This window comes from Cyanobium sp. Candia 9D4 (genome assembly GCF_024346155.1).
Lineage (GTDB): Bacteria > Cyanobacteriota > Cyanobacteriia > PCC-6307 > Cyanobiaceae > Cyanobium > Cyanobium minutissimum.
In genome coordinates this window covers 1-13,222 of the sequence record NZ_JAGQCK010000011.1, presented here as the reverse complement: position 1 = coordinate 13,222, position 13,222 = coordinate 1, and the positions used below count along the sequence as shown (strand labels likewise).

Below are 13,222 nucleotides of genomic sequence, written 5' to 3'. Positions count from 1 at the left end.
AGAAACAAACGACCACCACTGCCCCAAACCAAATCATCACAGCATTATCCGGTCCAATGATTTATGATGTAGCGATAGCACTGAGGATTACATGAAGCCAATCCATGGGCCGACTTACACCGAACCATGACAACGACCGCCCATAACGCACAGACAGCAAAGACCTGGCGAAACGCAATCTTCCGCATGGGGCGTTATCGCTCAGTGCTTGCTATTACAGCATTCTCTATTCTGATGTCGGGCATGGTTACTGGCGTAATCATGTCCGTATTCTGGTGGGAGGGTGTGGATGTACTCCTAAAGTCATTACTGGTAGCCGCCATCGTCCCGGGAATCGTTGCGCCCTTAGCGAGCAGCTTCGTTGTCAAGCTCCTGATTGAGCTGGAGGATCTACAAACCCAGCTGCTGGAAATGGTCAACCGCGACCCCCTAACGAAGGTGTACAGCCGCCGTTATCTTTTGGATTGCCTTGAGATTGAGCCGGAAAGAACTCTGCGCTCTAACGAGCCAATGTCGCTGTTAATTCTTGATGTTGATAATTTCAAGTCAGTCAACGATTGCCATGGGCACATCAATGGGGATATCGTGCTGAAGAAGATTGCTCAAGTTTGCGAGTCTACCCTTCGCCCCTATGATGTCATTGCACGTTTCGGGGGCGAAGAGTTTGTCGTACTTCTGCCGAACACACCCTTACCAGAGGCATGCACTGTCGCTGAAAGGATTCGAGAGAATGTGGCCAATGCCACCATCGAACTAACTTCCGGAGAATCTATTCGCAGCACGGTTAGCATTGGCATCAGCCCATTTATCCCGCCAGATCCAAAGTGCATCAACCTGCTATCACGAGCAGACAAAGGATTGTATAAAGCCAAGGATAACGGTCGGAACCAGTGGGCGATCGCGGACTGACTTTATCGTATTGGATTAAGGTTGCCCCTGAGTGACAGCCACGATCCCGACAACTCAACATGGGAATCGATGAGGGCTTGTCCACTCGAGGGGTTTGCTTGCAGAAGAACGATGCCATGCAAACTATCTCCAGCTCCTCCTAGCTCCGGAAAATTATTCACCGTGAGTCACATCCGAAAGAAGAGATCGCTGCTGAATTTACTCACTAGGGCAGGACATTGAGCCTATTGGGTTATCCTGCTTTGTGGGACTTCCAATGATGCCCACAGCTCGATCGGGCGCAATACGTCCCACTGCCCGCATAAGCGGGACATGAGCACTCGTCGCATTGGCCATAGGAAATGGCATAGATCCTTTCGGTTGTGCGAACCCACTGGGCAAGAACATCCCCGAGCGAAGATAGACCTATGCAGGTCTCAGCGGCAGACGTCAGCGGCACTTTCGCTGCCTGCTGCGTTCCTGGCCGGGAATTCCTGCTTCGGGAGCCACAAGGGCAAGTCATTACCGCCATGGATACATATGATTGTCTCGATCCATTGTTGGCGATCTTCTGCTGCCCTGCCAGGGCTGCATCTATAAGTTCAAATAAATTCATCAGGGAACTTTGATGTGTCACCCTTGCCCATGACAGGGGGAAAGGCTAACTCTATGGATCCTACAGAATCGATGATTAAGATAGGGCTTGAAGAGGCTATCTCGGCCTTGGTTAACGCCTGAATGAAGCCGCACCGCGAAACGGCGCCGGCCTGAATAAATAGTTAGGCAGCATTGCCTGAATACCTCAGCGTCAGACGCAGCATGTCGATGAGCTGTATTCCGTCCTCCAAGATGGGCTCTGGGTAGTTCTTGAAAAAGAAGTCACGGTCAATACTTGTAACCCGAAAACCATGACGCTGGTAGAAAGCGAGTTGATAGCCGAACGTGCCGGTGCCCACCTCTAGTTGCCGTGCTCCAGAGTTGCGAAAGAAATCAATAACCCATTTCAATAGCGCTGTGCCGTTTCAGGACTTCTGGTGGGCTGGGTGAACAGCAATGCTCATTAGCTCATAGGTATCTGTGCCACGTGGCTGTACGACGCATGCACCAACCACAACCGCACCCCTTGAAGCAACGAAGCATTTTGATCCTGAAAGATAGGAGCGAATCTTGTCTTCTGAGGGATCGGCAAGTAGCAGTAGTTCAATTGGAGCACTTGTTACAGGAACTTCTTGGATCAGCAGCGTCATGCTTATCTTTTACCTAACGCTCGCCATCACCAGGCCGCTGATTGATTGCGCGACTTGAGACATCCCTCGGTGGCGGCCCTGGTGGATGGTGTTGTTATACGTTCTCATCTAGAAAGTAGGATGATAATCTCGCCGAGTAGTACGTCAAGCATCGGGGAAAAATGAACTTGCTGAGCTGTGGGCAAAGACTCTTTGTGACGAATCTGGGAATGAAGTTGATTGTCGGCAATCTTCCGAAGGCCGCGATCAAGATATTCCATTGAATCCTTGAATGACCTTCCTCCATAATTAGAGGCAACCTCTCCGAAGGTTGATTTATTGAAGATTGGAGGGATGTGATCGGTGATTGCCCTGACTAGCATGGCGCAACTCATGAAGCAGCTGTTCTCGTAGTTAGAGTTGAGCTCTTCAAGCAGCGAACCAGTCTTGATAAATCAAAGTCCTGCGTGGTCAGTAACCTGAGTTCTTCTATTCGCCGTGAGCTCACGTATGTCACCTTTCCAACTTCTGGAGGATCTTCGTCTGCAAGCTGAGAGCCACTTATAGTGCTTTGTAGATCAATCAACTTCCTTTCTATCTCTCCCACTATATGGGACACAATCTCACGGTTGAACGTATCCATCATATCTTGAAACTTTGATACCCCATATGCATCAACGCAAAATCCTTGAAGGTCAATCCTCCCTGCCTCAATCTCTTCCAGGAACTGATAAAAGAGCACTGCCCTGGTGGTATTGTCTTCGGGTATAGAATATGACTTTGTCCCAACAAAAGAGTTTCCTGTTGCCTGGAACTCGGACCACCAGTCCCTAAAAGCGACGGAACTTTGCTGACTAGCTTCCTTTAGAATATCGGCAATATAAGGATTGTCTCTCATAAAGGCCATTAAGCCACTGAAATGCCCTGACCATGTCTGGTAACGAGCATTTAAGACGTTCTCCCACCGCTTGCATAGCTCTTGAAGAGCAGCAGCGATTTCGGATGGATCTGGCTTGAACATCAGACCTTGTAGGTTCCTTGCTTGATAGCTGAAAGCTTAGCGATACGTATAACGCCAATTAGACGGTTTCCGATAACCACCCAATGGCGGTCCTATCCTTCCGTGAACCACGCCGGTGCTTCCAGCTGACTTCCGCCAAAACCATTGCAGCGCAGCAGTTACCTACTTCTGGAGCACCAACGATAACCGTGGCTAACGGGTCCGATATCCACATGTTCGGGCCGATACAGATGTCACACCCTAGCCCTGGCCGTCTCTCAGCCAAGAGCCACGGCAAAGCATGCTCCCTTATCGCCTGCCCCCCCTCAGCTGTGCTCCCTCAGGAACCCAATCGTTCCCTCCAGCTCCTCAGCGAAGCGGTCGATCTCTTCGGGGGTGGTGGTGAAGCCCAGGCTGGCGCGGGCGGAACTGGCCAGGCCGTAGTGGCGGTGCAGGGGCTGGGTGCAGTGGTGGCCGCTGCGGATGCAGATGCCGGCCGAATCGAGCAGGGCGGCGATGTCGTTGGCGTGCAGGCCGTCGACGCTGAACGCCGCTAACGCGGCCCGGTCAGGTTGCTGGTCAGGCGTGGGCCCCAGGATGCGCACGCCGTCGATGGCCTGCAGCCGCTCGAACAGGCGCCGGGTGAGCTGCCGCTCCCAGGCGTGGATGCGCTCCATGCCCAGGTTCTGCAGGTAATCGAGGGCGGCGCCCATGCCGATCGCCTCGCCGATCGCCGGGGTGCCGGCTTCGAACTTGTGGGGCAGATCGGCCCAGGTGCTGTGGTCGAGGTAGACGTCGTGGATCATCTCGCCGCCGCCCAGGAACGGGGGCATCGCCTCCAGCAGGGCTTCGTGGGCCCAGAGGAAGCCCATGCCCGTGGGCCCGCACAGCTTGTGGGAGGAACCCACCAGGAAATCGGCCCCCAGGGCGGCCACGTCCACCGGCTTGTGGGGCAGGCTCTGGCAGGCATCCACCAGCAGCAGGGCGCCGGCCCCGTGGGCCAGCTCTGCCACCGCCTCGATCGGATTGAGGCAGCCCAGGGTGTTGCTGATGTGCACCAGGCTCACCAGCCTGGTGCGATCGCTGATCTTGGCCTTGAAGTCCTCCAGATCCAGCTCGCCGCTCTCGGTGACGCCCGCATGGCGCAGCACGCAGCCCGTGCGGGCCGCCAGCAGCTGCCAGGGCACCAGATTGCTGTGGTGCTCCATCACCGACAGCAGCACCTCATCGCCTTCGCGCAGGTTGGCGTCACCCCAGGTGCGGGCCACCAGGTTGATCGCCTCGCTGGCGTTGCGGGTGAACACGATCTCCCGCGCGCTGGCGGCACCGATGAAGGCGGCCACCTTGCCCCGGGCCGCCTCGAAATGGTCGGTGGCGCGGGCGCTCAGCTGGTGGGCACCGCGGTGCACGTTGGCGTTGTCGAGGCTGTAGTACTGCTGCAGCGCCTCCAGCACCTGGCGGGGCTTCTGGCTGGTGGCGGCGTAATCCAGGTAGATCAGCGGTTGCCCCAGGCAGGCCGTCTGGGCCAGCAGGGGGAAATCGGGCCGCGTCTGCACCGCCAGGTCGGCCACCACGGGCGTGGCCGCCAGCGGCGGCGCCGCGATCCTCGGGGAGTTCGTGGAGGTCGGTGTCATCGTCCCTGCTCCCCCAACAGGCTGGCCAGAGGCTGCCACGGCCGGGCGGCGTCGGGGAGTTCCTGCAGCACCTCCTCGCAGAAGCCCCGCAACAGCAGCCGGGCCGCCTGGTCGGCGGCGATGCCGCGGCTCTGAAGGTAGAAGAGCTCGTCCTGCTCCAGCCGGCTCACGGTGGCGCCGTGGGCGCAGCGCACGTCGTCGGCGACGATCTCCAGCTCCGGCTTGGTGTCGATCCGGGCCCGGTCGGAGAGCAGGAGGTTGCGGCTCAGCTGGGCGGCATCGGTGCGCTGGGCTGCACGGGGCACCTGCACCGCCCCGTTGAACACGCTGCGGCCCTGTCCGTCGGCCACCGCCTTGTGCAGCTGCTCCAGCCGCCCATCCGGGCCTTCGAACACCATCTGGCTGTGGGTGTCACTGATCTGGCGGCCATCCGCCAGCTGCAGGGCCTTGAGGGCACTGTGGGCCGCCCCCTCCCGCTGCACCAGCCGCGGCTCCAGCCGTCCCAGGGACCAGCCGCCATGGGCGCTCACGCCGCTGAAGCGGCTGCCCGTGGCCTGCTCCACCGCCACGGTGGCCAGCAGACAGCCCGTGTCGGCACCGGGAGCCAGGAGGCCGTGGCGCAGCTCGGCGCCCTCGCCCAGCCGGGCCTCCAGCACCACGCTGGTGAGGTTTGCGCCGCCGCTGCGGTGCACCTGCAGCACCTCCACCGAGGCCTGCGGCTCCAGCACCAGCAGCAGCCGCAGGGGCAGGATCCCTTCGCCGTCGCCGGCGTCACTCACCAGCTCCAGGGTGGTGGCGACGGCGCCGCGCACCCGCAGGGCCAGCACGTGGCGCGCCGTGGCGCCGTTGAGCAGCACCGGCCAGAGCTCGGCGCTGCCGGTGGCCGCCAGCACCTGGCCCAGGGACGCCTCAAGTTCCGCGCCGCTGATGGGCTCCAGGCCCGCCGGCAGGCTGATCCCGGCCAGGGGATCGCTGTGGCCATCCAGGCTCAGCCGCAGGCTGCCCGCGACCGTCTCAGGCTGCGCCGCCGGGGCGGGGCTGAGCAGGGTGGGGCTCAGGGCGGTGAGAGGCGCCAGGTCGGTGAAGCGCCAGGCCTCCACGCGCCGCGAGGGCAGCGGGGCCTGCGCCAGGGTTTGGGCCGCCCGCGAGCGGCTGGGCGCCAGGACATCGGCGCCAGGGGAGGCGAAACCGGGGACGTTCGCCAGCAGGGCGGCGACCCAGCCACCGGGGGCGGCGTCGGCGGCGGCGGTGGGGGTGGAGAGCGAAGCGGCCACCATCTCAGCCCACCTCCGCCGGTGTGCGCTCCAGGGCCGCCAGTTCGGCGTCGACCCAGTCGTAGCCGCGCTCCTCCAGTTCCAGGGCCAGCTCCTTGCCGCCGGTGCGCAGGATCCGGCCCGCCGCCATCACGTGCACGTAGTCGGGTGTGATCACATCCAGCAGCCGCTGGTAGTGGGTGATCAGCAGGGTGGCGTTGTCGGGGCCGGCCAGGTGGTTCACGCCACCGGCCACGATGCGCAGGGCATCGATGTCGAGGCCGGAGTCGGTCTCGTCCAGCACCGCCACCAGCGGTTCGAGCAGGGCCATCTGCAGGATCTCGTTGCGCTTCTTCTCGCCACCGGAGAAGCCCTCGTTGACGCTGCGCTCCAGGAAGGCCGGATCCATCTGCACCACCTGCAGCCGTTCCCGCACCAGGTCCTCGAAGGCGAAGGTGTCGAGCTCCTCCTCCCCCTTGCCGGCGCGGCGGGCGTTGGTGGCCACCCGCAGGAACTCGAGGTTGCTCACCCCCGGGATCTCCACCGGGTACTGGAAGCCGAGGAACAGGCCGGCGCGGGCCCGCAGCTCCGGCTCCAGGCTCAGCAGGTCTTCGCCCTCATAGAGCACACTGCCGCCGGTGACGGTGTAGGCCGGGTGGCCCGCCAGCACCTTGGAGAGGGTGCTCTTGCCGCTGCCGTTGCGGCCCATCACCGCATGAATCTCACCGGCGCGGATCGTCAGGGACACCCCCTTGAGGATCGGCTGGTCCTCCACGCGGGCCGTGAGATCACGGATCTCGAGCAGTACGGGAGCGTCGGGGCGGATCACGGCGGGGGAGAAAAGGGCAGGGAAGGGACAGGGGTAGAAGCATTGGGCCGGCCGGGGTGGCCGTGGGCCGGGATCAGCCGACCGAACCCTCGAGCTTGAGGGCCAGCAGCTTGTCGGCCTCGGCGGCGAACTCCATCGGCAGCTGGTTGAAGACGTCGCGGCAGAAGCCGCTCACCATCATCGACACTGCCTCCTCGAAGGCGATGCCCCGGCTCTGCAGATAGAAGAGCTGGTCGGCCGAGATCCGGCAGGTGCTGGCCTCGTGCTCGATGCGGGCATCCGGCTGCTGGGAGCGGATGTAGGGGTAGGTGTTGGCGGCGGCCTGGTCGCCGATCAGCATCGAGTCGCACTGGCTGTAGTTGCGGGCGCCCACGGCCTTGGGGCCCAGCTGCACCAGGCCCCGGTAGCTGTTGGAGGAGTGGCCGGCGCTGATCCCCTTACTCACGATCGTGGAGCGGGTGCGGGGGCCCACATGGATCATCTTGGTGCCGGTGTCGGCCTGCTGGCGGTTGTTGGTGAGGGCCACCGAGTAGAACTCGCCCACCGAATCGGCCCCCTGAAGCACGCAGCTGGGGTACTTCCAGGTGATCGCCGACCCGGTTTCCACCTGGGTCCAGCTGATGTGGCTGCGGTCGCCGCGGCACTGGCCCCGCTTGGTGACGAAGTTATAGATGCCGCCCTTGCCGTTCTCATCCCCCGCATACCAGTTCTGGACGGTGGAGTACTTGATCGAGGCGTCATCGAGGGCCACCAGCTCCACCACCGCCGCGTGCAGCTGGTTGGTGTCGAACATCGGCGCCGTGCAGCCCTCCAGGTAGCTCACCGAGGCGCCTTCCTCGGCCACGATCAGGGTGCGCTCGAACTGGCCGGTGTCGCCGGAGTTGATGCGGAAGTAGGTGGAGAGCTCCATCGGGCATTCGACGCCCTTCGGGATGAACACAAAGGAGCCGTCACTGAACACGGCGGAGTTGAGGGCGGCGAAATAGTTGTCGTTGCCGGGCACCACGGTGCCGAGGTATTTCTCGATCAGGTCAGCGTGGTCTTTCACCGCCTCGCTGATCGAGCAGAAGATCACACCGTGCTCCGCCAGCTTCTCCCGGTAGGTGGTGGCGATCGAGACGCTGTCGAACACCGCATCGACCGCCACGTTGGAGAGGCGCTTCTGCTCGCTCAGGGGGATGCCGAGCTTGTCGAAGGTTTCCAGCAGCTTCGGGTCCACCTCATCGAGGCTGGCCTTCTTCTCCTGCTGCTTGGGCGCCGCGTAATAGATGATCTCCTGGTAGTCGATCGGCGGATGGCCCAGGGTCGCCCAGTCCGGCTCCTCCATCTGCAGCCACTGGCGGTACGAGCGCAGGCGGAAGTCGAGCAGGAAGGCCGGCTCGTTCTTCTTGGCGGAGATCAGCCGCACCACGTCCTCACTGAGGCCCTTGGCGATCTTCTCGGTTTCGATGTCGGTGACGAAGCCATACTTATACGGCTGGCTCACCAGATCGCCGACGGTTGCGCTGCTCGCCATGGGGAAGGGGGCCGGTTCAGCCGGCGGTGAGGGACTGGACGTCTTCGAGGCTGATGGTCTGGAGCTCGCCCCGGAAGGGGTTGTCCTCGGTGAGGAAGAGCATGCAGTGGCACTCCTTGCGCTCCCGCATCGGCACGCAGGGGCAGTTCCAGAAGGCCTGGGCCACCTCCGCCTCCTTGTCCTCGTAGTGGCGGCACGGGCAGAGGGCACCGCCCAGCTCATCCTTGTGGCGGGCCAGGCCCTCGAGCACCACCGCGGTGACCCCCGGATCGCTGCAGAAGTAGGTCCCGGTGCGCTGGGCGTAGGTTTCCGCGAAACGGCGGATCACCTCCAGGCTCTCGGCACCGGCTGCGGGGGTCGTCGTGGTGGAGGCGTCGGTCATGGGCAGAGCGTCGGGTTGCGCGCACCGGTGGATCGAATAACGAAACACTTTGGTTTCGTTACTGCGGGAGCCTAGGGCACAGGCGTGGTCCGTTGACGGCATGGAAAGGTCATTGTGACGCCCCGGCGGGCACCACCGCCCGGCCCCCAATCCCCCGGCGTGCGTGGCATGGTGTTTTGGTCAGACGCCCGTCGTTGTGGTCAGACGCCCGTCATGAGCGCCCCCGCCCAGTCCCGCGGCCTTCCGGCCGTTCCCGCCGAGGGAAGCCATCCCACCCGGGAAGCGGCCCTCTCGGTGCTGCTGCGGGAAGGTGAGGCGACGGCGGGTCAGCTGGCGGCCGCCCTCGGCGTGTCGGTCCAGGTGATGCGCCGCCACCTGCGCAGCCTCGAGGACGACGGCCTGGTCGAGGCGAGCGCGCCCCACGAGGGTCCCGGCCGGCCCAGCAACGTTTGGCACCTCACCGCCCTGGGCCAGGGCCGCTTCCCCGACGGCAGCGAGACCTTCGCCCTCGGCCTGCTCCACACCCTCACCGAAAGCCTGCCGGCGGACACCCTCGAGCTGGTGCTCCGCCAGCAGGCCGAGGAGAAGGCGGACGACTACCGCCGCCAGATCGGCGGCGGCCCCCTGGCCCAGCGGATCGAGCGCCTGGTGGAGCTGCGCCGCAAGGAGGGCTACGTGGCCGAATGCCGCCGCGACGACGCCCCCGCCACCGACAACGCCGATGGCCCCGCCTGGGTGATCAGCGAATTTCACTGCTCGGTGATGCGCATCGCCGAGCAGTACCCCGTCGTCTGCGACCAGGAACTGCGCCTGATCCGCCACACCTTCCCCGACTGCGCGGTTGAGCGGGTCCACTGGCGGCTCGAGGGGGGCCACAGCTGCGGCTTCCGGATCGCCCCCGTGGCCGCCGACCCCGTGGCCGCGGTCGGCTGAGCCGTGCTCAGCCCTGAGGAGCTGCAGCAGCTGGAGGCCACCCTGCTGCCCACCCTGGAGCGCCACCACCTGCGGCTCCTGGCCCATGGCCTGCGCACCCTCCAGGCCATCGCCGGGCGGCGCACCGGTGAGCTCCCGCCGGACGCGGCCGTGGCGGCCTGGGCCGCCGCCCAGCCGGTGATTGCCGCCGATGCCGGCTTCGAGCAGGCCTTCCTCACCCAGATGGGCCACGTGGCCACCCAGCTGACGGCCATCGCCGCCGCCGCCGGCAAGGCGCCCCTCGACCTCGACCTGCCCGACCTGGTGCACTGGGCCACCGGCGAGGCCGACCGTCGCCTCAGGCCCCCGGCAGCCCCACCAGCCCCGCCACCAGGCTGACCCCGGCCAGGGCGGCGGCGGCGGCCAATGCCCCCCGCCAGCCGGGCCGATCCCCCTCCAGGGCCGCCAGGGGCAGGGCCATCACCGGCGCCGTCGACAGCAGGGCCACGGCCAGGCCCCCCGGCAGGCCCGCCAGGGCCGTCTGCTGCAGGGCGATGCCGGCGCTGGTGCCCAGCAGGGTGGCGGCCAGGGCCAGGGGCCAGCGGCGCCCGGCTGGCCGGGGCCCTTGCACGGCCCGCGGCAGCCCCGTCAGCAGCGGCAGCATCACCAGGGCCGCCGCCGCCAGCCGCAGGGTGGCCGCCTGCAGCGGCGCCGGCCCCCCGGCGAGCAGCCCCGCCCGCGCCAGCAACGCCCCGCCGCTGCCGCAGGCCAGGGCCCCGAGGGCCAGGGCCACCCCGAGCCCGTCAGCGGCCGCGTCGGTGCCCGCCCCATCACCTTCCGCCGGCAGCTCCCCCTCGGGCCCGTCCTGCCGGGGGGCGCGCTGGTGCACCACCAGCAGCACCGCCAGGCTGATCAACGCGATCCCCAGCCACTGGGCCGGCCGGGGCACCTCCCCCAGCAGGGCCACCCCCGCCAGGCTCGTCACCGCCGGACCGCCGGCATCGATGGTGAGGGTGCGCCGGGTGCCCAGTCGCCGCAGGGCTGCGAAGAACAGGGTGTCCCCCAGGGCGATCCCCAGCACCCCGCTGAGGGCCAGCAGCAGCAGCGAGCGCGGCGCCATCTGCCAGGGCAGCACGAGGGCCAGCGGCAGCAGCAGGGCCACCGCCAGCAGGTTCTTGAGCAGGTTCAGCCGGGCGGCCGAGAGGGAGGTGGGCAGCCGGCGCCAGAGCAGGCTGGAGAAGGCCCAGCAGAAGGCGGCCGCCAGGGCGGCGGCGACGGGGGCGGCGGCGGCGGGGGCGGCGGACAGGGGGCCGCGGGAGGGTGGGGGAGTTGCGATCATCGCCTGATCACGCCCCATCGCCTGAGGCCCCCGTGAGCGGATCCATCGCCGACGCCATCAGCTTCTTCCGGCTCAGCTGCGGCCGCTGGCGCTCCCAGCGCAGCAGCCACCACCTGCTGCACCGCCGCGCCGAGGCGGGCGGTTCCTTCATTGAAGTGGTGGAGCTGGAGGCGGCCGATCCGCGCCTGGAGGCGATCGCCGTCCTGCACGGCCAGGATCCGGCCGGCCTGGTGGGCGGCTGCCGGGTGCGCTGGAGCGGCTCGATGGCCTGGGACAAGGCCGGCGAGGCCCACGAGGGCGAGAGCGTCTTCGGCCTGATCCCCACCGACGAACGGGGCCGGTGCGGCCTGCTGCTGCGCGATCGCGGCTACGCCGAAACGGCGCCGGTGGCGGGCCACTTCGCCATGGATGACCGGGACGGCCTGCTGCTCACCACCAGCTACGAGACGATGAACAGCCTGGAGCGCTTCAGCTTCGCCGGGCCCGACGTGCGCCTGCGCACCAGCACCGTCGAGGGGCTCTCCAACACCGCCTCCTTCTGCGTCGAGACCCGGATCGTCGACGGGGCGGCCACCGGCACAGGCGACGAAGCCGAGGCAACGGGCGCCCCGGCGAGCCCCGAAACCACCTGCCTGTCGGCCCTGGGCTGGTGACGGGAGCGGCGCCGGTGTTGTGTCGCCAACGTTACGGACTGTGAGCCCTGCCCTCCCGGGCCCGGGGCCGCCGGGGCCCTACTTCTACGATCCCCAACGACGGATGCCGGACCACGCGTGGCTCTTCCACTCCTCAAGTACCCCCCCACCTCCCAGAACTCGCGCGTCGCGCCGTTCCGGGTGGGTTCCGACGAGGACCCCAAGGCCGTGTCCATGGACAAGGCCATGGACCGGGAAGATCAGAATTTCGTGATCGAAGCGGCCTACCGCCAGATCTTCTTCCATGCCTTCAAGGTCGACCGCGACCGCACCCTTGAGTCCCAGCTGCGGGACGGCCAGATCAACGTGCGGGAGTTCATCCGCGCGCTCTGCCTGTCGGACACCTTCAACCGCAGCTTCTACAACCTCAACAGCAACTACCGGGTGGCCCGCCACCTGGTCGAGAAGCTGCTGGGCCGCCCGGTCCACGGCAAGGCGGAGGAGATCGCCTGGTCCGCCGTGATCATGACCAAAGGGGTCAAGGGCGCGGTGGACGCCATCCTCGACTCCGAGGAGTACCTGGACGCCTTCGGTTACGACACCGTCCCCTACCACCGCAACCGGGTGGTGGGCTCCCGCGAAGTGGGCGAAACCCCCTTCAACATCACCTCCCCCCGCTACGAGTCCTACTACCGGGGCATCCTGGGCTTCCCCCAGATCGTCTACACCGGCAAGTCACGCAGCTTCCCCGAGCGCGCCCAGCAGCGCCGCGGCGGCTTCCCCCAGGACTACCTGCCCTGGGTCCGCACCCTGCCTGCCCTGCGTGGTGTCGGCAGCGCCGCCGCCGGCAACACCGGCATGGACTACCTCTCCAAGGTGCCCTACCGCAGCATCGGCCGCTGAGCACGGCCCTCGCCGGCCGGTCCCCCGCCGGCCCCTGCGTTCCCCTGGCCCCACCGCTTTCCAGCGGCGGGGCTTTTTCGTGTCCCCGTCTGGGGAGAGGGGGATCGGGCGCGCCCATGGCCGTCAGTGGATGCTGACCACGGCCGAGCGCTGCCGCCCAAAGGCGGAAACCTCCTCCAGACTGATCCCAAACGAATTCTGATGTTGTGAGCCAGAAGACGCTGACCTCCCTGGCGATGATGACGCTGCGCCAGCTGCGGCAGATCGCCAGCGACCTCGGCGTTTCTCTGTACAGCCGCAAGTCCAAGGAGGAGCTGGTGGAGGCCATCAGCACCCGCCAGGTGGAGGAGGGTGAGGGCCGCAGCCTCGAGCGCATCGAGGCCGAGATGGCTCCGGCGCCGCGGCCGGCGGCCGAAACCCGCGTCGTCTTCCTGCCCCGCGATCCCCAGTGGGCCTACGTCTTCTGGGACATCTCCGAAGACGACCGTTCCGACGCCCTGCACGCCGGCGCCTCCCAGCTCTGCCTGCGCGTCGCCGACGTCACCGGCCTGGCCGGCGGCTCCTCCCATCCCCACACCCTTCAGGAGGTGGTGGTCGACAGCCATGCCACCGAGTGGTACCTCCCGGTCCCCCTCTCCGACCGCGACTACCGGGTCGAGCTCGGCTACCGCAAGGGCGGTGGCGGCGGCTGGATCTCCCTGGCCTTCT

General features: G+C 65.6%; 14 protein-coding genes. 6 read left to right on the top strand and 8 right to left on the bottom strand.

The annotated features are described in order from the left end of the window. Window positions 1-126 precede the first annotated feature (126 nt). Window positions 127-909 carry a GGDEF domain-containing protein gene (locus KBZ08_RS14905; RefSeq protein WP_254973958.1) on the top strand — a complete coding sequence of 261 codons (783 nt, stop codon included), beginning with the start codon at window positions 127-129 and terminating at the stop codon, window positions 907-909. 1,001 nt (window positions 910-1,910) lie between these two features. Here the strand turns inward: KBZ08_RS14905 and KBZ08_RS14900 are convergent. From KBZ08_RS14900 to KBZ08_RS14870, 7 genes are all read right to left on the bottom strand, one after another. Next, the gene (locus KBZ08_RS14900; protein ID WP_254973956.1) at window positions 1,911-2,135 is read right to left on the bottom strand and encodes a GNAT family N-acetyltransferase; all 225 of its coding nucleotides are present in this window, start codon (window positions 2,133-2,135) and stop codon (window positions 1,911-1,913) included. Window positions 2,136-2,505: 370 nt separating this feature from the next. After that, window positions 2,506-3,135 (bottom strand): hypothetical protein, encoded by a 630-nt coding sequence (locus KBZ08_RS14895; RefSeq protein WP_254973955.1) that lies wholly within the window; start codon window positions 3,133-3,135, stop codon window positions 2,506-2,508. A gap of 305 nt (window positions 3,136-3,440) precedes the next feature. Beyond that, window positions 3,441-4,748, bottom strand: a complete 1,308-nt coding sequence (locus KBZ08_RS14890; protein WP_254973954.1) for a SufS family cysteine desulfurase — start codon at window positions 4,746-4,748, stop codon at window positions 3,441-3,443. Continuing rightward, on the bottom strand, window positions 4,745-6,025 hold the full coding sequence (gene sufD, locus KBZ08_RS14885) for a Fe-S cluster assembly protein SufD (RefSeq protein WP_254973951.1): 1,281 nt from the start codon (window positions 6,023-6,025) through the stop codon (window positions 4,745-4,747). Before sufD ends, KBZ08_RS14890 begins: the two co-directional genes overlap by 4 nt. A 1-nt stretch (window position 6,026) precedes the next feature. After that, window positions 6,027-6,830: a Fe-S cluster assembly ATPase SufC gene (gene sufC / locus KBZ08_RS14880; RefSeq protein WP_254973950.1), complete on the bottom strand. Its 804-nt coding sequence runs from the start codon at window positions 6,828-6,830 to the stop codon at window positions 6,027-6,029. A 73-nt stretch (window positions 6,831-6,903) separates the two neighbouring features. Further along, a complete protein-coding gene (gene sufB / locus KBZ08_RS14875; RefSeq protein WP_106222793.1) occupies window positions 6,904-8,346 on the bottom strand; it encodes a Fe-S cluster assembly protein SufB in 1,443 nt (480 codons plus the stop codon). A gap of 16 nt (window positions 8,347-8,362) precedes the next feature. After that, a complete protein-coding gene (locus tag KBZ08_RS14870; protein ID WP_106222794.1) occupies window positions 8,363-8,728 on the bottom strand; it encodes a ferredoxin-thioredoxin reductase catalytic domain-containing protein in 366 nt (121 codons plus the stop codon). Window positions 8,729-8,941: 213 nt separating this feature from the next. Between KBZ08_RS14870 and sufR the strand changes: the two genes are divergently transcribed. Next, window positions 8,942-9,661, top strand: a complete 720-nt coding sequence (gene sufR / locus KBZ08_RS14865) for an iron-sulfur cluster biosynthesis transcriptional regulator SufR (protein WP_254973947.1) — start codon at window positions 8,942-8,944, stop codon at window positions 9,659-9,661. Window positions 9,662-9,664: 3 nt separating this feature from the next. Further along, on the top strand, window positions 9,665-10,039 hold the full coding sequence (locus KBZ08_RS14860) for a hypothetical protein (RefSeq protein ID WP_254973945.1): 375 nt from the start codon (window positions 9,665-9,667) through the stop codon (window positions 10,037-10,039). Here the strand turns inward: KBZ08_RS14860 and KBZ08_RS14855 are convergent. After that, window positions 9,999-10,979 carry an EamA family transporter gene (locus tag KBZ08_RS14855; RefSeq protein WP_219904488.1) on the bottom strand — a complete coding sequence of 327 codons (981 nt, stop codon included), beginning with the start codon at window positions 10,977-10,979 and terminating at the stop codon, window positions 9,999-10,001. The two genes, KBZ08_RS14860 and KBZ08_RS14855, sit on opposite strands and share 41 nt — an antisense overlap. 32 nt (window positions 10,980-11,011) lie before the next feature. Here KBZ08_RS14855 and KBZ08_RS14850 point away from each other — a divergent pair, with 32 nt between their 5' ends. The 3 genes from KBZ08_RS14850 to KBZ08_RS14840 form a co-directional block, all read left to right on the top strand. Then, window positions 11,012-11,632 (top strand): phycobiliprotein lyase, encoded by a 621-nt coding sequence (locus tag KBZ08_RS14850; protein WP_254973943.1) that lies wholly within the window; start codon window positions 11,012-11,014, stop codon window positions 11,630-11,632. Window positions 11,633-11,749: 117 nt separating this feature from the next. Next, entirely contained in the window at window positions 11,750-12,514 is a 765-nt protein-coding gene (locus tag KBZ08_RS14845; protein WP_106222799.1) for a phycobilisome rod-core linker polypeptide, read from the top strand. Between the two features lie 239 nt (window positions 12,515-12,753). Further along, window positions 12,754-13,222 (top strand): DUF4912 domain-containing protein (locus tag KBZ08_RS14840; RefSeq protein ID WP_254973989.1); only part of this gene is annotated, 469 nt, incomplete at its 3' end.